Annotated in this window: 18 protein-coding genes and 2 riboswitches; of the genes, 9 read left to right on the top strand and 9 right to left on the bottom strand. The window is 48.1% G+C overall.

Going from position 1 to position 19,133, the window contains the following annotated elements; genetic code table 11:
* Positions 1-426 precede the first annotated feature (426 nt).
* Entirely contained in the window at positions 427-756 is a 330-nt protein-coding gene (locus tag Q0785_RS07020) for a hypothetical protein (RefSeq protein ID WP_298827601.1), read from the top strand.
* A gap of 143 nt (positions 757-899) precedes the next feature.
* Here Q0785_RS07020 and Q0785_RS07015 read toward each other — a convergent pair whose 3' ends face one another.
* The 6 genes from Q0785_RS07015 to Q0785_RS06990 form a co-directional block, all read right to left on the bottom strand.
* Positions 900-1,361, bottom strand: a complete 462-nt coding sequence (locus Q0785_RS07015; RefSeq protein WP_298827598.1) for a hypothetical protein — start codon at positions 1,359-1,361, stop codon at positions 900-902.
* A 225-nt stretch (positions 1,362-1,586) separates the two neighbouring features.
* A complete protein-coding gene (locus Q0785_RS07010) occupies positions 1,587-2,009 on the bottom strand; it encodes a VOC family protein (RefSeq protein WP_298827595.1) in 423 nt (140 codons plus the stop codon).
* Positions 2,010-2,056: 47 nt separating this feature from the next.
* The gene (locus tag Q0785_RS07005; RefSeq protein ID WP_298827592.1) at positions 2,057-2,812 is read right to left on the bottom strand and encodes an energy-coupling factor transporter transmembrane component T; all 756 of its coding nucleotides are present in this window, start codon (positions 2,810-2,812) and stop codon (positions 2,057-2,059) included.
* On the bottom strand, positions 2,793-4,223 hold the full coding sequence (locus Q0785_RS07000; RefSeq protein WP_298827589.1) for an ABC transporter ATP-binding protein: 1,431 nt from the start codon (positions 4,221-4,223) through the stop codon (positions 2,793-2,795). The genes Q0785_RS07005 and Q0785_RS07000 overlap by 20 nt, the downstream gene beginning before the upstream one ends.
* Positions 4,216-4,797 (bottom strand): ECF transporter S component, encoded by a 582-nt coding sequence (locus tag Q0785_RS06995; RefSeq protein WP_298827586.1) that lies wholly within the window; start codon positions 4,795-4,797, stop codon positions 4,216-4,218. The genes Q0785_RS07000 and Q0785_RS06995 overlap by 8 nt, the downstream gene beginning before the upstream one ends.
* A gap of 1 nt (position 4,798) precedes the next feature.
* Positions 4,799-5,389 (bottom strand): YkoF family thiamine/hydroxymethylpyrimidine-binding protein, encoded by a 591-nt coding sequence (locus tag Q0785_RS06990; RefSeq protein WP_298827583.1) that lies wholly within the window; start codon positions 5,387-5,389, stop codon positions 4,799-4,801.
* 88 nt (positions 5,390-5,477) lie between these two features.
* A riboswitch (TPP riboswitch) is annotated at positions 5,478-5,583 on the bottom strand.
* Positions 5,584-6,225: 642 nt separating this feature from the next.
* Between Q0785_RS06990 and Q0785_RS06985 the strand changes: the two genes are divergently transcribed.
* The gene (locus Q0785_RS06985) at positions 6,226-6,942 is read left to right on the top strand and encodes a VWA domain-containing protein (protein ID WP_223632351.1); all 717 of its coding nucleotides are present in this window, start codon (positions 6,226-6,228) and stop codon (positions 6,940-6,942) included.
* A 66-nt stretch (positions 6,943-7,008) separates the two neighbouring features.
* Here Q0785_RS06985 and Q0785_RS06980 read toward each other — a convergent pair whose 3' ends face one another.
* Entirely contained in the window at positions 7,009-8,211 is a 1,203-nt protein-coding gene (locus Q0785_RS06980; protein ID WP_223632349.1) for an MFS transporter, read from the bottom strand.
* An 88-nt stretch (positions 8,212-8,299) separates the two neighbouring features.
* Positions 8,300-8,399: riboswitch (purine riboswitch) on the bottom strand.
* 219 nt (positions 8,400-8,618) lie between these two features.
* On the opposite strand from Q0785_RS06980, the gene Q0785_RS06975 reads away from it, so the two are divergent.
* The 5 genes from Q0785_RS06975 to Q0785_RS06955 all read left to right on the top strand — a co-directional run bounded on the left by Q0785_RS06975 (position 8,619) and on the right by Q0785_RS06955 (position 15,169).
* Positions 8,619-9,302 (top strand): response regulator transcription factor, encoded by a 684-nt coding sequence (locus Q0785_RS06975; RefSeq protein ID WP_223632346.1) that lies wholly within the window; start codon positions 8,619-8,621, stop codon positions 9,300-9,302.
* A gap of 1 nt (position 9,303) precedes the next feature.
* Positions 9,304-10,308, top strand: coding sequence for a HAMP domain-containing sensor histidine kinase (locus Q0785_RS06970; RefSeq protein WP_298827571.1), 1,005 nt, complete (start codon positions 9,304-9,306; stop codon positions 10,306-10,308).
* Positions 10,309-10,428: 120 nt separating this feature from the next.
* On the top strand, positions 10,429-11,112 hold the full coding sequence (locus Q0785_RS06965; RefSeq protein WP_298827568.1) for an ABC transporter ATP-binding protein: 684 nt from the start codon (positions 10,429-10,431) through the stop codon (positions 11,110-11,112).
* Positions 11,109-13,691, top strand: coding sequence for an ABC transporter permease (locus Q0785_RS06960; RefSeq protein WP_298827566.1), 2,583 nt, complete (start codon positions 11,109-11,111; stop codon positions 13,689-13,691). Before Q0785_RS06965 ends, Q0785_RS06960 begins: the two co-directional genes overlap by 4 nt.
* Before the next feature lie 197 nt (positions 13,692-13,888).
* Positions 13,889-15,169: a M48 family metallopeptidase gene (locus tag Q0785_RS06955; RefSeq protein WP_298827564.1), complete on the top strand. Its 1,281-nt coding sequence runs from the start codon at positions 13,889-13,891 to the stop codon at positions 15,167-15,169.
* 5 nt (positions 15,170-15,174) lie between these two features.
* On the opposite strand, the gene Q0785_RS06950 is transcribed toward Q0785_RS06955, so the two are convergent.
* On the bottom strand, positions 15,175-15,300 hold the full coding sequence (locus tag Q0785_RS06950) for a hypothetical protein (protein WP_298827562.1): 126 nt from the start codon (positions 15,298-15,300) through the stop codon (positions 15,175-15,177).
* Between the two features lie 518 nt (positions 15,301-15,818).
* A complete protein-coding gene (locus Q0785_RS06945) occupies positions 15,819-16,514 on the bottom strand; it encodes a FadR/GntR family transcriptional regulator (protein WP_298827559.1) in 696 nt (231 codons plus the stop codon).
* Positions 16,515-16,705: 191 nt separating this feature from the next.
* Between Q0785_RS06945 and Q0785_RS06940 the strand changes: the two genes are divergently transcribed.
* Both Q0785_RS06940 and Q0785_RS06935 read left to right on the top strand, forming a co-directional pair.
* A complete protein-coding gene (locus Q0785_RS06940; RefSeq protein WP_298827554.1) occupies positions 16,706-18,109 on the top strand; it encodes an FAD-linked oxidase C-terminal domain-containing protein in 1,404 nt (467 codons plus the stop codon).
* Positions 18,106-19,089, top strand: coding sequence for a bile acid:sodium symporter family protein (locus tag Q0785_RS06935; protein ID WP_298827551.1), 984 nt, complete (start codon positions 18,106-18,108; stop codon positions 19,087-19,089). The genes Q0785_RS06940 and Q0785_RS06935 overlap by 4 nt, the downstream gene beginning before the upstream one ends.
* Positions 19,090-19,133 lie beyond the last annotated feature (44 nt).

The following is a 19,133-nucleotide window of genomic DNA, read 5'->3' as shown; positions in this document are numbered from 1 at the left end:
CTAATTAAGTACAACAGCTTAGAAATTTAGTGCAAAAAGAAGGATCCTCACAGAACGTCGAAATTATGTCGGGTTGCTGGAATAGGAATGACCAACTGGTTCAACTACAGGAACAGGCCGTGACCCTGTAAATGTGGTTGAGACTAGTTGAGGAATAGCACCAAGCTTGTTGGCGTGATCGCTTTCGCTCTTGAGTCGGAATAATTTACAGTGATTCCGCTTGGCTCTGAAATCATCAGTTAGCAACTAGTTAAAAGGAGGCTTCGGTGCAATCATTGTTCGCAGGTGCTCTGCTCAGCATCTATGGAACAGTAATTGGTGCCAGAAAGCCTTTATTTATTTGTCTCATTTTACTTTTGGGACTACAGCTGGCAAGTTCTCTGCAAAATCGAATATCCAAATCACCGATAATAGGAGCGGAGGCAGATGAAGAAAACAATACGCTTGCTGTTCTTTTGCCTGCTTCTCTCTAATGGAATCCAAACTGGCGTGTCCGGTGATTCCCGCGAAAATGAAGGTGAGGCGGACCTTGTCTTCGCACCGGCTCTCCTATTTGAAGCAGTGCCGGCAATTCAAACCATTAGAATCGATACAAAGCTGGCTGGAATGTCCTCAGACCAAAGGAAACGCGCAGTGGTGAAAGCGGACTTCGACGAAGATGCAGGACAGGTCGACTGGAAAACAGCCATTATTGTACTAGGTGTCGCTTTTCTGGTTTACTGGATCAACAGAAGCAAGCGGCACGATATCGATTAGCCTAGACACTGATTTCCAGTCTCTGACCGTCTAACCAGAATGAAATACATAAAAAAACCATTGTACAAGCGTGCGCTTAAAAGGCATGCTTGGGCAATGGTTTTATTGTTGAGGTGAAATAACGGATTTATTTATATATGGTGTCATAGAGGGATGTCGTATATCATTTTGGCGCCAAGAGCTTTAATTTCGATTGTGGGAGATGCTTTTTTCAGGCTGGCCATTTGTTCGGTCGCTGCTTTTTGGGCATCTTCGAAGTTTTGGTGGTTCTCAATTTTTTCGGCAGGTTGAAATTCAAAAGGAGCGGAAGGGGAACTTTTGATAAATAATAATATTATGTAAACTTCTTGAATAGAAGCTTCCATAAATGAATTCGGTTCAATCAACAATTCGTTGTCTGGGAAATAACTGATTTTGTCTTCACAGAAGATTGCGATTTTCTTCAAGATCCAGCTATTCGATTGAGTGGAGGGGACGATGGATTCGAAATGTGCCAATACGGTTTCCAGATGTTGTTCAAACAATAGAAACGAATGCGGATGACAAGGTGTGAAAACAAAGTAGATTCGGCTGTCCTGTTCGTCGAGCAACTGAAATCCATTCACAGCAATTCCTCCCCCGTTCATATTAAATATGTAACTGCTTTCATTATAATCGATAGAAGCGTTGGGAACAAATGGTGTTATCGTTTGTACATGTAAAATACTACATAAGGCTAAACGAGAAAATTCAAAACAAGTAACAAGAACTGAAGACCGGCTAAATAAAAAAAGAAAGGAACCTTAATAAAGGTTTCTTTCTTCATAATTGAACAGTCTTGGCCTTTGAACTCAATCAAGCTTTTCCATATGCGGATTCCAGACAATTTCCCATAAATGGCCGTCAGGATCTTGAAAATAGCCAGAATAGCCACCCCAGAATGTTTCATGGCCAGAAACTGTGATGACTGCTCCACTGTTATGGGCTAGCTCTAGAACATTGTCAACTTCCTGTTTGCTCCCGACATTGTGTCCAATAGTCATATTGGTGGGGCTTGAGGGAGAGAGTTGTAGTTTAGCGTCATGCGCAATATCTTGGCGCTTCCAGAGGGCCAGCTGCAATCCCGGTTGCAATTTGAAAAAGGCGACGGCTCCGTGCTCGAATTCAGTGCCAATGATTCCATCAGAAGAAAAACCCAGCCCGTCGCGATAAAATGCCAAGGAAGTTTCCAAATCCTCGACGCCGAGCGTCAATACGGTGATACGTGCTTCCACTTCCATCACTCCCAGTAAGATTTTGTGTAGTCCATCTTACCATATTTTCAGCTTAACCAGCTGCCGCCAATACAGCTGATGAGCAGGATGATAAGAAACACACCTGACATCAGGAAATCAATGCGGCCGATCCGGACTGGCCGGTAATACGCGCTTCTCGGTTCTCCGGTAAAGCCGCGCGCTTCCATGGCGAATGCCGACCGTTCCGCTTTCCGGACAGCGCCCGCCAGCATAGGGATCAATACGCGGCGCATCTCCAGCAAACGCTGCCAGCTACGCTTTTTCAGTTCTGCACCACGCAGCCTTTGCGCTTGCTGAATCTGTGTGAATTCATCTTTCATGACCGGCAGGAACTGGTAGCCCACCATGACACCATAGGCTAATTTCGGCGACAATTTGAGCTGCTGCATGAGGCTCAAGATGAATTTTACAGGATCGGTGGTGAAGGCGAACAGGAGGGATAGTGTAGAAAACGCCATCACTCGGAAAGAGAGAGACAGGGCGCGCGCCCATTGTTCGTCTGTCACATCGATTCCGGCAAATGACCAGATAACGGTTCCGCCGGTGTCTGCACCAAAAACGACGGTGGTCCATAAATACCCGAAAGCGCCGATGGAAAACGGCAGCATGAACAGGAGCCAAAGTTTCCAGTTGATGCGGCTCATCGTGAGCTGCAGCAGGATGATACCTGCCCAGAACAACAAGGGCGTCCATGGATTGAAAAAGAACGCGATGGCCAGCATCGACAGAGTGATCAGCACGAACTTGACGGACGGATTCATTTCATGCAAAAGATTCTGCAAGGCGGGCCACTCCTTTCGGCGCCAATAAATGATGCGAAGCCAGCAGCTCTTTGTCATGCCAGACATCTCTTGCATCGAACTTGCCGGTCATTTGCCCGTCTTTGATGAGCAGGACCGAATCGGCGAGGCTTGCCGCAAATTCCATGTCATGCGTGACAATCAAAAAAGTCGTACCTTCTTTGGAACGCTGGTCGATCAAGTCGAAAAGCTCGAGGAGTGCGGCGGTATCCTGCCCCGAAGTCGGTTCATCCATGAGCAGCACCGGCCGTTTATCGGCGAGCATGGCGGCTATCGCGACACGCCGTTTTTGGCCGTGGCTGACGGCGAAAGGATGTGCCTTTTTTATTTCCTCCAGCCGCAGATTGACCATCAATTCATGGAGCTGGTCGTGGGTGGAAGCACCAGAATATGCCACTTCCTGGTCGACACGCTGCGTCAGGAACAGATATTCCGGAGACTGCGGTACGTAGCCGGTACCGTCGGATTCGATTCTTCCAGTCGTCTTTTTATAGATGCCGCACAGTGACTTCACGAGAGTCGACTTGCCGCTGCCATTCTGTCCGGCGATGACCACGACTTCGCCTCGGCGGGCGGAAAACGTTGATGGAGAGAGCAGTTGCTTATTCTTGATCGTTACTGAGAGTTCTGCAGCATGTAACGCAGTTTCCGGTTGGACTGCGGGTTGCCGTACAGGAAACAGAACCGACGGCTGTGTTGTGAATTTCTGATCGGCGACGATATTTCCATCACCGCCCATTTGGATTTCACGTCCGAAAAACGAACCCCAGCTGTCCAGCCGGTGTTCGACTGCAACGATAGTCAAATTGGCTTGTTGCTGCAGCTGTTGGAGCCACTGGACGAATTGTTTGGCGGTATACGGATCTAGGTGAGACAATGGCTCATCAAGCAATAGAACCTCGGGATCCATGATCAGCGCACAAGCAGTAGCGACGCGCTGTTTCATCCCTCCGGACAAGGATTGGATAACAGTATGCCGCAGGTGTGTCAATTGGGTCAGCTCCAAAACTGCTTCGATGCGCGGGTCCATTTCATCAAACGGCGTCTGGAGGTTTTCTAATGTAAACGCCAGTTCTTCTTCAACGGTCGGCATGCAGAACTGTGAATCCGGATCCTGGAAAACAGTTGCCACGCGGTGATTGATTTCCCCAGGGACATAATCAACTGCAGGCTTCCCGAACAATAAAGCCTCTCCATCTACCACGCCGTCGCAGTTCTCCGGATACAAACGATTCAGCAAATACAGCAAGGTACTTTTTCCGCAGCCGCTTGGGCCGGTTAAGACCAGCCGCTCGCCCCGGTGGACCGAAAAGGAAATGCCGGTTAAGGTTTTCGCTTCATCTTCCGGAAAGCGAAACGATAGCTCATTTAACGAGAAGATTTCATCAGGCATTCACATCACCTTTTTTCGCACGCGCAATTGCATAGCCACGCAGGGAACCGGTCGTAAGCAAAGCATCTCCGATATACTTGCCGCCGATTCCTGCGATGATGGCGCCGCTAAGGACTCGGATGGTGAACATCAACGCTACAAAAGAAGGATCGAGTGCTGCATAGCCCGAGATGAAATAACCATAGATGAAGCTGAAGACGGCTGAACCGATGCCGGCAAGCATCAGCACCAGGATGTTGAAATGCTTATAGCCGGTCAATGCGAACGCGGCTTCAGCGCCGAGCCCTTGGATGACGCCGGAAAGAATCAGGCGAGGGCCCATGGCATTGCCGATCAATACTTCGATTGCAGCGGCCATCGTTTCGGACATAAAGGCAGCGCCCGGTTTGCGGATGATGTACATGCAGATGATCGACACGATGAACCAGATGCCGAACATCCATTCATAGGCGAGCGGGCCGATGACTGCAGCCCAAATGTTGGCTGCATGGACAAACAGCAAGTAGACGATGCCGAAAACGACCGCAAACAGGGACATCAACACCACTTCTTTTAATTTCCACGATTTCAGCATCTTACGCACCTCCGTGGGACGGGCTGTTGATGCTCATTGATACGGTCATCACCAAGTGGCGGTGATCTTCGGAACGCGCATTGGTGAATGCTTCTTCGTAAAAAGAAAAAACCTTATGGATATCGCCATGGATGCCGCTGGCGTAATGCATCGAGTCGTTGAAGACGCCCAGTTTTTTGGCGCGGTCCACTTCCCGGTAGATGACTGCCATGTAATCCGGATTGTTCATCGGGTACAGCGCAAACTGGGAAGAGACGTATTGCTTCGTGTCGTCGGTGTTCAACAGCACATCGTCTTTTTCCAAATAGACGTCCCCGGATGAATCGCCGGGGCAGCCGATCGAGAAGGTGCCGGACAATGCGACATGCTCTCCGGTTTTTGCAGTATGCAACGCCAGTGCTTTCGCGACGTTGAAGACGTGATTCTGTTTGCCGCGTATGACGGTTGAGACGTCATCGGTGTGCATCCAGACGTTCGACGTGTCCGTTTCGTTCAAGGCTCCTTTGATGACTTTGATGAAATCGCCGGTCATCGGATGAAGCGAAAAGCGAAATCCGACAATCGGGCTGGTCCCGCATTGCAATGGTTCCATATCAACATTCCTCCTAAAAATTTGCACAAAAAAGGCCGCATCCGCGAAGATGCAGCCATAATCTACAAATAATCAAAAGGAATTATTTCAGAAATGCGCCGCACTTCCTCACGCAGGTATTATCCTGATCGAGTCTTAAGGGATCGAAGCTTGCGCTTGCATCTCAGCCATAATGGGCACCCCTAGTGCAGTAAACGGTATGCGGTTTTTGTGTTCGGGTTGTTCCCGATGGGTTTAGTGTAGAGGAAGTGGTGGGGGATGTAAAGAGGGAGTTTGGAAAGATATGAGAAGTGGCAGTATGGCTTAGTGTACTGGAATCGCTTCGAGCGCTTTGGGCATGAACTAGGCGAGCTGTGGATATTCCGCAAACCAGCTCCTGGAAACCCGGTGCTCCTGCATCGCTGCGCTAGCTTCGTCGCAAAGATACGATCCGAATTCCTTTCGGCCGTATCTTTCCTACGGGCTTGCGGGAGTCTCCACTAGTTTGCTCCATATCCTTCAATGGTATATGTATATATGTGCTTCTGCACATCATTAAAAATTATTATTCAAAATGACTCAAAGTGCATTTTTCTCTCACTAAGTCGTGTAAGGCACGAAACAGTTGAGACCCATAAAAATTTCCACCTGGAACAATTTCTTCAGATCTTGGCTTATTAAACTGTGTAGAAGATAATCTCTTAGAAATTGATAATGTTGAGTCGTAATCTAATTTACTTTACTGATTAACATACTGATTAGAAATTAATATTTACATTTAATCATTTCCAATATTTACTTTTTATTTTTAAAATCTTCGATATACTGAAGTCATTATGACTTGAGGAGGCCATTTGATGAGTACGATTTCCCTGAAAAAGAAAACGGCCAGCATCGTGCTGGAGAAAAAGAAGTTAACAGGTGTTGTGGCGAAAGTCGGTATTGTGTTGGATATTACCGGATCGATGCGGAAGCTGTATCGTGACGGTGTCGTGCAGGAAGTTGTCGAGAGGGTACTGGCGGTAGCGAGCCAGTTTGATGATGATGGGGAATTGGATGTCTGGGTGTACGATAACGAATTTTCCCGATTGCCGGCAGCGACGGAAGAGATTTTCATGGGCTATGTGGAGAAAAACATCCTGTCCAATGATGAGGTCCATAAATATGGTCGGAACGACGAACCGAAAGTGATGAAAGACGTCATCGAGAAGTATACGAAAGAAGAGCCGAGCGATGTGCCGGTTTTTCTGGTTTTCATCAATGACGGCGGCTGTAAAGCCGGTATCAAGAAATTCATTGTGGAATCGTCCACTCAGCCGATCTTTTGGCAATTCATCGGCATCGGCGATTCGAACTTCGATGTCTTGAGAAAGTTGGATACGATGGAAGGCCGCTTCGTGGACAACGCGAATTTTTTCCATGTCCTTGATATCGATCAAGTGACGGATGAAGAGCTGTACAATCAAATGCTGAACGAATTTCCCGAGTGGCTGAAAGAAGCGAAAGAAAAAGGCATTTTGCGTAAAAAGAAAAAATCGCCTTTGGATTTTATGTTCCCGAATCGGAAAAAATGATGATGGAAGCATAAAAAAACCCCCGATGAAATCAATTGATTTCATCGGGGGTTTTAGCTGGCTGCGTTAATTTTGCTCATAACCGGCATTGAGTTTCCGATTGTCAGCCTTTTGCCCATTGCGGTCAATTGCCGGGCGCGTTAGTGAAAAGACGGCACAGGCAAGAGCAATCAGTACGATGACAGCACCAACCCAAGCGGTGCTTGATACCGAACCGGTTTGGGTCAAGGTGACTCCGCCGATGGCAGAACCTAAGGCGATGCCGATCTGCAGGGCGGAGTTATTGAAGCTTTGCTGAATGTCCGACGTGGCCGGGTCGGTTTCGATCAAATAGCTTTGCTGAGGCGGAGCCAGGCTCCAGCTCAGTGCTGCCCAAATGACCATCACCGGAAGGAATACAATCAGCGAGAACGTTGTCAGCGGAAGCAGGAATAATACAGCTGCAAAAGCTGAAATGACGATGATGATGCTCCTTTTTGAGCCGATTGAATCGGACATGGTGCCGCCGATTGCACCGCCGCTGACTGCCGCAATCCCGAACACCAGGTAACAGACGCTGACCCAGAACGAGCTCAACTGCAGGTTGGTCTCAAGAAATGGCGTGAAGTAGGCGTAAACGGTGTAATGTCCGGCAAGCATGAACATCGTCGCGAGATGGGCGGTACCGATTTTGGCACTCGCCACTGCTTTTAACTGCTGTTTAAGCGGAATAGCCGCACCACCGGGAATTGGCTGGATGTACTTCGCAATAAGAACCATCGAACCGACGGACAATGCCGCGATACCAAGGAAAATCACACGCCATCCGAAGGCATCGGAAACAAGGATGCCGAGCGGAACGCCGAGGACGAGTGACGAACTGATGCCCATGAAAATCAGGCCGATCGCTTTTGCGCGGTAAGGCGGCTCGACGATTTTCGCCGCAATGGTCAACGACAAGACGACAATGAGTGCGGTACTCGCTGCGGTCAATACGCGCGCGATCATCATCCACGTAAAGTCTGGACTGAAAAACGTCAGGATATTGCCGAGGAAAAAGATGAACAAGGAAATCAAATAAACTTTCTTTCGCTCAAATCGGCTGGTCGCCACCAGTAAAACAGGTCCGGCAATAGCGTAGATCAACGCAAATACGGTGATCAACTGTCCGGCTGAACTTAACGAGACGCCGAACTCCTCTGCGATCGTCGGCAAGATGCCTCCTACAATAAGTTCCACGAGTCCGACAGCGACTGTGGCCAGTGCTAAAATATAGACTTTAAAATTCATGTGCTCATACGCTTCCTTTCGAAAATAGAATAAAAAAATGGCTCTAAAGATCCCTGTCAGAAAACACAAAAAAATCCTGATTACAAAAAACGAACGGATCGTTTTCTGTAATCAGGATTTTGCGGTTCCTGGTAGAGACCCTTAAGCCATATTCTTAAGGTTATACAGATGGGGATTGATGGATATTTACTTTAGAAATCTTACTACAGCCAATCCGTTTCTGCAAGTCATCACAAAAAGTACCAATCCCCAGGCAAAGAAACTAACCCATAAGCGGGATCAACCTTGCTGTAAATTTCAACCAGTCTCTGGTCATGGAATGCAAAAGCCTGTATCGTAGATTCAGAAGGATTCATTTCAGCCGGTTAACTGAAAAACAAGATAAATTAGATGATAGGGGAAACCATATGAACATTTTAGTGGTCGAAGACGATCGCACCATCGCATCCGGATTGACGTATTCCCTGCAGCAGGAAGGCTACGGAACCATCCTGTGCCACACAGCGGCAGATGCTGAGAAAGTCATCAGAGAACAGCATAAGGACATTGGTTTGTGTTTGCTCGATCTGTCGTTGCCGGACGGCAGTGGCTATGATTTATGCGCACTGGTGAAAGAACAAGGCGACATACCGGTCATTTTTTTGACGGCGTTCGATGATGAAGTGAATGTCGTGATGGGGTTGGATATGGGAGCGGATGATTACATCACCAAGCCGTTCCGGGTCCGTGAACTTCAGTCACGCATCAATTCGGTGCTGCGCCGCTACAAGCGGGAGAAGCAGCCGAAAACGGCCATCCGAATCGGGGACGTCCAAGTGGACACGGCAAACGGAAAAGTCCATAAAGGATCCGATGAAGTTCTATTGACAGCTTTGGAATACCGGCTGCTGCTGATCTTCGCCAATCATCTTGGCCAGGTTCTTACAAGGGCACAGTTGCTCGACCGGATTTGGGATGTCGGCGGGGATTTCGTCAACGACAATACGTTGACGGTCTATATCAAGCGACTGCGCGAAAAACTAGAAGACGACCCCCAACAGCCAACCCTGATTAAGACCGTGCGGGGCATGGGCTATAAGGCGGGTGACTGAAATGCTGCGCAACCGGGAAATCCAATTATTCCTGATGGTACTCCTTGTCATCAGCGCCTCAGCCGCGATTATAACCGCTGTTTTCATATCTGCTGCGGCAGCTTGGAGCATTGCCATTGTATCTTTTTTATTGATCATGACTGCCGTCGTTTTTACGTGGTGGCGCTACCGGGAAATCAAAAAGCTGTCGGGGTACCTGCAAAAAATCAGCAATGGCGATTTTCAACTGGATGTCCGTGACAACACAGAAGGTGAATTGAGCCTGCTGAAAAGCCAAATTTACAAAGTGACGAATCGGCTTTCCGAACACGGCACGCTTCTCCGTGAAGACAAAGAAAAACTGACGGATGCCATTTCGGATATTTCCCATCAATTGAAAACCCCGCTGACATCCATGATGGTCATGTCGGATTTATTGCGCGACAGCCGGCTTGATGAAGAAAAGCGCGCTGAATTCACCCGCAATCTGCGTGTTCAGCTGGAGCGGATGGATTGGCTCGTGTCGTCGCTGCTCAAGCTTTCGAAAATCGATGCCGGTACCATTGTGTTCAAAAAAGAACAGATAGCCCTGCCGCTTCTCATCGATAAATCGGTTGAACCATTGCTCGTGCCGCTGGATATCAAAGGGTTGCAGGTGGAGATAGAAGGAAACCCCCAAACTGCTTTTTCAGGGGATCTGAACTGGACCGCCGAAGCGCTGATCAATATCTTGAAAAACTGTGTCGAACATACTCCAGCGGGAGGGAAGCTGTCGATCGGTTATAAAGAAAACGCACTTTATACCGAAATTACGATAGCTGACAATGGCTGCGGCATCCTGAAACAGGACTTGCCCCATATTTTCAAACGCTTTTATAAAGGCAAAAATGCAGGAGATGACAGTGTCGGCATCGGACTTGCGATGGCGTACAGCATCATCACCAGCCAACAAGGTGACATCGAAGTGAAAAGTGAGCCGGACATGGGTACCTCATTTCACATTAAATTCTACAAGCAGGTGATTTAGCCCATTGCCTGCTTTTTCTCTTGTTTTCTTAAGTGACTGGATTGTCACTTGCGAGTCACCGGGCAGTCATGTGGCCTATCTATACTAAACTTAGAAATAGAATTTAGGGAGGTTTACCGCATGACAATTGTTGAAGTGAAAAAATTATCAAAAATATACGGTACAGGCGAGACGGCGGTGATAGCACTGGACGACGTATCGTTTACGGTGAACAAAGGCGAATTCGTCTGTATCATCGGCCCGTCCGGTTCCGGCAAATCGACTTTGCTCCATATGCTGGGCGGTGTCGATCGGCCAACAAGCGGAAGCGTATGGATCGACCAAACTGACATTTACAACTTGGATGAAACACAGCTGGCCATTTTCAGGCGCCGGCAAATCGGTTTGATCTACCAATTCTATAATTTGATACCGATTTTAACGGTTGAAGAAAATGTCACCTTGCCTATGCTGTTGGATGAACAACAAGTGGATCCGGCGCATTTTGACAGAATCATTGAAGTGCTGGGGCTGGACAAACGGCTGTCCCATTTGCCGAATCAGCTCTCGGGGGGACAACAACAACGTGTCTCGATTGGGCGTGCACTTATCAGCAACCCAGCGATTATGCTGGCGGACGAGCCGACCGGCAACCTTGACAGTAAAAACAGCGAAGAAATCATGGAATTGCTGAAGCTGTTCAACAAGATGTACAAGCAGACCTTGATTGTCATCACCCACGATGAACGCATCGCGTTGCAAGCTGACCGCATCATATCCATAGTTGATGGGAAAATTGCAAAAGATGAGGTCATCCGGCCATGAACATCATCAATAAAGTAACCATCCGGCATATGCGGCAGAACAAACGCCGCTCACTTGTGACCATCATCGGCGTCATCATTTCCGTTGCGATGATTGCAGCGGTGACCACGCTCGGTGTATCGTTTCTGGATCTTATGGTCCGCCAGGAGATTTCGAAAAACGGAGAATGGCATGTCCAATATGAACATGTGAATAAACAACAAATCCAGGCCATCGAACAGGATGGCGATACCGAAAAGGTAATCCTCTCAAGCGGCGGCTATGCAACCCTGGAAGGTTCAACGAATGCTTACAAGCCCTACCTGTATTTCCAAAACTATGACGAACAGGGCTTGGCACAATTTCCGATGACGGTTTCAGAAGGACGATTGCCGGCTTCTGAAGAGGAAATCGCCATCTCATCAGTGATCCAGGAAAATATTGAAATGCCTGTTCAAATCGGAGACCAACTGACGGTTGAAATAGGCCAACGAATCCACGAGGTCGAAGGGAAAGTGTTGACACAAACCGACTCCCTGCAGATCAGCGATGGCCAGTCCTTCGAAAAACTCGACAACCTGGAAACGAAAACGGTGACGATTACAGGAATACTCGATCGCCCGGAGTGGGAACCGGCTTGGTCGCCCGGCTATACGGTGGTCGGTTTTATAGACAAAAACAAACTAGATGAAAGCGAAACATTCGACGCTTTCGTTGTCGTCTCCAAGCTCAAAACAGAACTGTTTGACCATGCAAAAACTTTCGCAGATGATAACGGCATTGAAAAGGTTGAATTCAATTCGGACCTGCTGCGCTATTATGGCGTGACCGGCAATGATCGTTTGCGGCTTACGCTGTTTTCATTGGCAACAATCATCATGGCGGTCATTCTCATCGGTTCGGTGGCATTGATCTATAATGCTTTCGCCATCAGTGTTTCTGAGCGTGCAAGGCATCTGGGCATGCTGTCGAGCGTCGGAGCAACAAAAAAGCAAAAGCGCAATTCCGTCTTTTTTGAAGGAGCGGTGATTGGGGCGATCAGTATACCCATCGGATTGTTGGCAGGGTTTGGTGGCATTAGCCTGACTTTTGTCTTCATCAATACGTTCATTGAAGACGCACTCAATATCTCTGAAAAGCTCGAGTTGGTCGTCACGCCATCTTCATTGCTGCTCTCTTGTGGCATTTCGATTCTGACCATTTTCATTTCGACTTATCTCCCTGCAAAAAAAGCAGCGAAAATTTCCGCCATCGATGCCATCCGCCAAACAGAAGACATCAAATTGTCAGGGGAAAATCTTAAAACATCCAAGTGGGTGCGGAAAATTTTTGGCCTGGAAGCGGAAATCGGCTTGAAGAATGCCAAGCGCAACCGCAAACGCTACTTAGCCCTTGTGTTTTCACTGGTCATCAGCATCGTCCTATTTTTGTCGGTGACGTATTTTACCGACGGCTTGAAACAATCCATGGAAATGGTGCGCAGTGATTCCCAATACGACCTGCAGATCAGCGGAAATGGTGTCGGAGAAAGCGACCTGCCCAAATACCGCCAATTGCAGCATGTCACCGAAGCCACAATGATCAAAAGCACATGGGCAGAAGCGCTGATTGAACCAGAACGGCTGCCAGAACGTTTGGCTGCGCAATTGGAAACCGGCGAAGTAGCACTTGAAGATGGAAAGTTCCGATACTATGTCGATATCCACGGCCTGGACGATGCAAGTTTTGAAGTTTATGCGAAAAAGCTCGGGATGAATGCGGAAACTTTCGGCCAGGGCAGTCTGAAAGCAATCGTCATTGATCAAGTGTCTTTTGAAGATGCCGCGTCCGGCCAATTCGTTCAAACCAAAACCATCCTGAGTGATGTCGGGGATGCAATTGACTTGTATAGCCAACCTTATGACGAGGCAGGCGAGCCAGCTGAAAAAGAACGGTTAAGTACATTTGAAATTGCAGCATTGACCAATGAAGTTCCGATGGGTGTAGAGACGGCGGTTCTAGGAGGATTGAATGTCATCATCCCTGAAAAAGCCTTTGAACAACTGAAGCTCACGGACGATCAATTCATGCATTCGATTTATGCCATGAGCACCGATCCAATCGCGACACAAGAAGCGATTGAAGAACAGAATGACATGACGATCCAAGTCCAAAACGTATACCGGCAGCGCCAGCAGGAAGAGCAGATGATTTTGCTGATGTCCGTTTTCACATACGGCTTCATCACCTTGATCTCGCTCATTTCCATCGCCAATATCTTTAATACCATCTCCACGAGCATTTCGCTCCGAAAACGGGAGTTTGCGATGTTGAGGTCGGTCGGGATGACGCCGAAAGGATTTACGAAGATGATCCGCTACGAAAGCCTTTTTTATGGTGTGAAAGCATTGGCGATCGGACTGCCGCTGAGTATTGCCGTCATGTTCGCCATGCACTGGTCACTCGGCTATACATTCCAATACGGCTTCACGCTTCCTTGGATGAGCATCCTCTTTGTGGTCTTGATGATATTCCTGATTGTCGGAGCAGCGATGCTTTATGCAACCGCCAAAATCAAAAACGACACTATTATTGAAAGCTTAAAACAGGAGAATGCATAGCTATTCTGAGCTAAATAAAGAAAAGGTATCAACCACCCCCTTCGCAAGTGAAGGGGGTGGTTGTTTGTTTAACGCCTCCAATTAGAGCGTGACTTAGCCGGGAAAATAAAATTGAGTACTAACGAAAATTCACCATCCATAAATAGGTGCCATGTGCTATTATATGTAATATATTCCAAATTGAGAGGAAGTAAGAGATGGATAAAACAGCTATTCAATCACACAGAGAAAACGTATATTTTTTCATTAGTTTATTTTTCAGCATTCTTATCTATGCAGCAGCAGTCGTATCCATCATCGGTATTGCGATCGCCATTACAATTTTCGTCGTTATGCTGTTCGCAAACGCCGTTATGCTCGGTTCGATCCGTGGCAATGGGGTCCGTGTCCACGAGCGGCAATTTCCGGATGTCTATGAACGCGTACAGACATTGGCGAAACAAATGGAATTGAAGAAAGTGCCGGATGTTTTTGTCATCCAATCAGAAGGGGCATTGAATGCTTTTGCTACCCGTTTCTTCGGTCGCGATATGGTCGTCTTGTATTCCGAAGTATTTGAACTGGCGCGTGAGCAGGGGCAGGAGGAACTGGACTTTATCATCGCCCACGAACTGGCCCATGTGAAGCGGCGCCACGTTTGGAAAAACCTGTTGATCCTGCCGGCTGGGTTTATTCCATTCCTCAGCCAAGCGTATAGCCGGTCATGTGAATATACATGCGACCGTCATGCTGCTTTCACCATCCAGAACGCGTCAGCGGCGAAGCGGGCATTGACGCTTCTTGGAATCGGCAAGAAGACGTATATGGAAGTGAACGAAGATGCCTATCTTGAACAGATTGCGACGGAATCCAACGCGGTAGTCTGGTTGAGCGAAGTCTTGTCGACGCATCCGCGCCTGCCGAAGCGTGTACAGGCGATTGGGCAATTCGACAACAGTGATATGAAATTCTATGAACCGGACCACGGCAAAATCGTCCTTGGCGCTGCGTTGATGGTGGGTGTGCTGGGGGGAGCTTACTTCCTGACGGTCGCTCTTTTTGCAGGGGGCGCCTTCGCCTTTTCACAATTCGCAACGGATATAGATGAAAGCTTCTATGAAGAAGATTTTGGCGTAGAAAATGAAACAGCACTCATGACAGCTGCTTCCATAGGGGATATGGCAGGCGTCGAACAAGCCCTCGCAGACGGAGAAGATATCCATGCTACGGATTCCGAAGGATCGGACGCCTTGATGTATGCCATTTATTCTGGAGATCCGGCCATCGTTACAGCTTTGCTAGATGCTGGAGCAGATCCCAACTCGACGGATGACTATTCGACCGTTTTAGGGTCAGCCGTTATGTATGGAGACGATGACATGGCACTGGTGCTGGTGGAAAACGGAGCCGACCCTGCTTTGCCAGGACCGGATGGTTTAAGTGCCATAGATCATATGGGCGCTGAAAATGAAGAAGAGTTTTTGGAAAGATTGAAATAAGATATTCACATAAGTGTATGCTGAAAAGCGTCGATTTCACTAGAAATCGACGCTTCAGACTGTAGACAAAGTTTGACCAAAATGTATGGCGGTGCATAATCCCCAACCGGTCCGGCCACTTCGCTTTCCATGGGCTCAGCTTCAGCCTCCTCGTCACTGGAAAACCCATGCTCCTGCATCGCTGCGCTAGCTTCGTCGCAAAGGCTTGGCCTCATAAGTTTCGGCCAATGCCTTTCCTGCGGGGTCTTCAGCTTTCGCTGTCCCACAGGAGTCTTCGTGGCCAGCCCGCTTGGGAGCGTGTTGCTTCAATCAAAGAGAGAAGCTTACTAGTCAATATCAGTAAATGTAATCCCTGCAAATCTTGTAAACTCTTCACTCAAGGATCCGTAGCGCAAGGCGGCGACTCCTGCGGGAGCAGCGAAGCGACGAAGTGCCGAAATCCACTCGGGCGCCAGTCCGAGTTAGTTCGGCGCGAGCCCGTGGAAAGCGTCCGCCTGAAGCGCAGGATCCGGTATAAACAGGATGAAATGTATATACATTCTTTAAATGACATCAATATTCTTTTATCTACAAGCTCAAGCGTCGATTTCACCAGAAATCGACGCTTTTTTATATTGGGTAGGATTGAGGGAGACATCTCAATCATATATTAAGTAGCTCTATACAGCTCCAATCGAATCCGGGAGATATGCTTCTCCATCAATTGCTTCGCTAAATCGCTGTTGCCGTCTGCGATGGCGAGGTAAATCTCTTCGTGCTCTTTGAGAGTATCCTGATGGCGGCCCTTATCAGTAAACCGCTGGCTGCGGGTTGCCCGGATATTTTCTTCCATCCGCTTGGCGAGGGTTTCCATCAAATCGATCAATAATTGGTTTTTGGTCGCATAGGCCACCTGCAGATGAAAATCCAAATCTGCCTGAACGCCCATTTCCGGATCGTCTACAGCTTCGGCCATTTGGGACAGCACACGTCTGATGGCTTCCAAATTTTCAGCAGTGGCCCGTTGTGCTGCGAGGGAAACGGCTTCGACTTCGAAAGCCCTCCGCAGTTCAAGCATTTCGTCGATCAACTGGGTATGGGTCTCGTCGATGTGGGTGCGAAGCTCAGTACCGAGCACATCCCGTTTGGACGGTGCAAGAAAGCTTCCGCCGCCTTGTCGGGTTTCGATGACGCCTTTACTTTCCAGGTCTTTCAACGCTTCTCTGACTGAATTTCGGCTGACACCAAATAGACTGGCCAAGTCCCGTTCGGAAGGAAGCCGATCGCCGGGCTGTAAATTCTGTTCCAGGCAAATCATATTTATTTGTTCCACAATCAATTCATAAATTCGTTTCTTAGGATTCAAAAAGATTCTCTCCCCGCCTACTTGTTTTTAAGCTTTCCATTATCATACATAATATGTTCGCAAATGTCTGAAAATACACATTGTACTTTTCAGAGTATTATGTATAATTAGGTTAATTGGTTGGACCAATTTCACAGGGAAATTAATTTCATATTTTATTAGATCAAAAATCACTAAAGGAGCGATACAACATGCCAATCGACAATCAAGAACAGATCCTTGAAAGCTTAAAGGAACACTTGAAATTAGAGCAGATCAGCATAAATGAAACCGTTAAGGAATTGCATGGCAAAGACGAATCCTATCATAAAATGGAGCTGCCGGATATTGTCGTTTTCCCAGAAACCAAAGAACAGGTTTCTGAAATCATGAAGATTTCGACGCATTATCAGATTCCCGTTATCCCGTTCGGTCTCGGCTCCAGTTTAGAGGGACATGTCATCCCGCAAAGCGGAGGCATCACCATCGATTTTTCATTGATGAACAAAGTGCTGGAGGTTTTTGAAGAAGACTTTCTCGTGACGGTACAGCCTGGTGTGACACGGACCCAGCTGAATAAGGAATTGAAGAAGTACGGCTTGTTTTTCACTGTAGATCCTGGAGCGGATGCGACACTTGGCGGAATGGCCGCCACCAATGCCAGTGGCACCACGTCTGTTAAATACGGGGTTATGCGTGACCAAGTACGGGATTTGGAAGTGGTGTTGGCTGATGGGAGCCTCATCCATACCGGAAACAAGGCAGCAAAATCTTCATCGGGCCTTCACTTGAATGGGTTGTTTGTCGGTTCAGAAGGAACGCTCGGCTGCTTTACTGAAATGACGCTTCGTGTTTATGGCATACCTGAATTTATTACAGCAGCCCGCGCGTCATTTCCAACGGTCAAAGATGCTGTCGAAGCCGTCGTATCGATTTTGCAGGCGGGCATTCCGATCGCCCGCGTTGAACTCGTAGATGAGCAATCCATGAAACAAGTCAATAAATATAACGATACCGCTTATACGGAGGGGCCAACGCTGTTTCTGGAGTTTCACGGCAATGAAGCGGGACTGCGCCAAGACGTGGAATTTATGGAGGAAATCGTCCAAGGGCATGCATGTGAAGAGGTGGCATTTGAAACCGATACCGCAGCGCGTATCTTGCTATGGGAAGCACGCCATACCTTGGCCTATGCGTATATCCATGGGTATCCCGGCAAGAAAATGATGGTGACGGATGTCTGCCTGCCCATTTCTGAACTGGCAGGAGCGGTCAATCATGCACGGGAAAATTTGATGGAACTCGGTTTGCCGGGTGGCATCGTGGGGCATGTCGGCGACGGCAACTTCCATGCGCTCATCATGATGGATATGAACAACCCCGAAGAAGTGGCTAAAGCCCAGGAGTTCAATGAACGCATCGTAATCTACGCGCTTGAACGCGGCGGTACCTGCACCGGTGAACACGGTGTCGGCATCGGCAAGAAAAAATACCAGCAACAAGAACACGGAGCAGCGCTGGACGTCATGGAAAAAATAAAAGCTGCGCTGGATCCGAATAATTTATTGAATCCCGGAAAAAACATCAATGTGGACAAGAAGGAGACGACCCGATGAAAATAATGCAGTCAATTAGTGCAGTCGCTGGAAAATACTTTGCTTTTTGGGTCATCCTGATCGCGTTGCTGGCCTTTTTCTTCCCGTCAGCATTCCTTGGCTTCGGCAGCTATATTACGATTCTCCTGGGTGTCGTCATGTTCGGAATGGGCTTGACGCTGAAACCCGTCGATTTTAAAATCATCTTCAAAAGTCCGCTCCCAGTCATCATCGGGGTAGCGGCGCAGTTTTTGATCATGCCATTTGTAGCATTCGGCATCGCCTATCTATTGAAACTGCCAGCTGAACTGGCGGCAGGCCTTGTGCTCCTTGGAAGCGTTCCAGGCGGGACGGCATCCAATGTCATGGTCTATCTGGCCAAAGGAAATCTTGCGCTATCCGTTGCGATGACCTCGTTATCGACCTTGATGGCACCTATCATGACGCCGCTTTTGCTATTGCTGCTGGCCGGCCAATGGCTTCCGGTAAACCCAGTGTCTATGTTCTTGTCGATCGTCCAAGTGATCATCATTCCGATCGCGCTGGGTATTCTGGTGCAACGGTTTTTCCCGAAAGCAGTCGCCAAAAGCATTTCCATCGTACCGCTCATTTCCGTTGCCGCCATTTTGATCATTGTTTCAGCCGTCACAGCTGCCAATGCGCAAAATGTCATCAGTTCAGGCTTCATCGTATTCCTGGCCGTCTTTTTGCATAATGGCTTCGGCTTATTGCTGGGTTATCTGACAGCTATGGCGATGGGGCTCAACGAAACGGACCGCCGCGCCATCTCGCTCGAAGTGGGCATGCAGAATTCCGGCTTGGGCGTCGCCCTGGCCACAGCCCATTTCAGTCCACTTGCTGCACTTCCAAGCGTCTGGGGTGCGATCTGGCATAATATTTCCGGACCGATCCTCGCGACGATTTGGTCGAAGAGGTCGGCTGATGAGAAAGAAGTTGCTAATGTGGATAGAGTTATTGAGGTTAAGCCTTGGAAAGCTTGAGTCAATAGAGGTGAACTATAGATTAATCATAAGAATCATCATTT

The sequence above is a fragment of the uncultured Planococcus sp. genome (assembly GCF_947501725.1).
Lineage (GTDB): Bacteria > Bacillota > Bacilli > Bacillales_A > Planococcaceae > Planococcus > Planococcus donghaensis_C.
The sequence above is the reverse complement of the archived record's forward strand: the minus strand, read 5'-3'. Positions and strand labels throughout refer to the sequence as shown.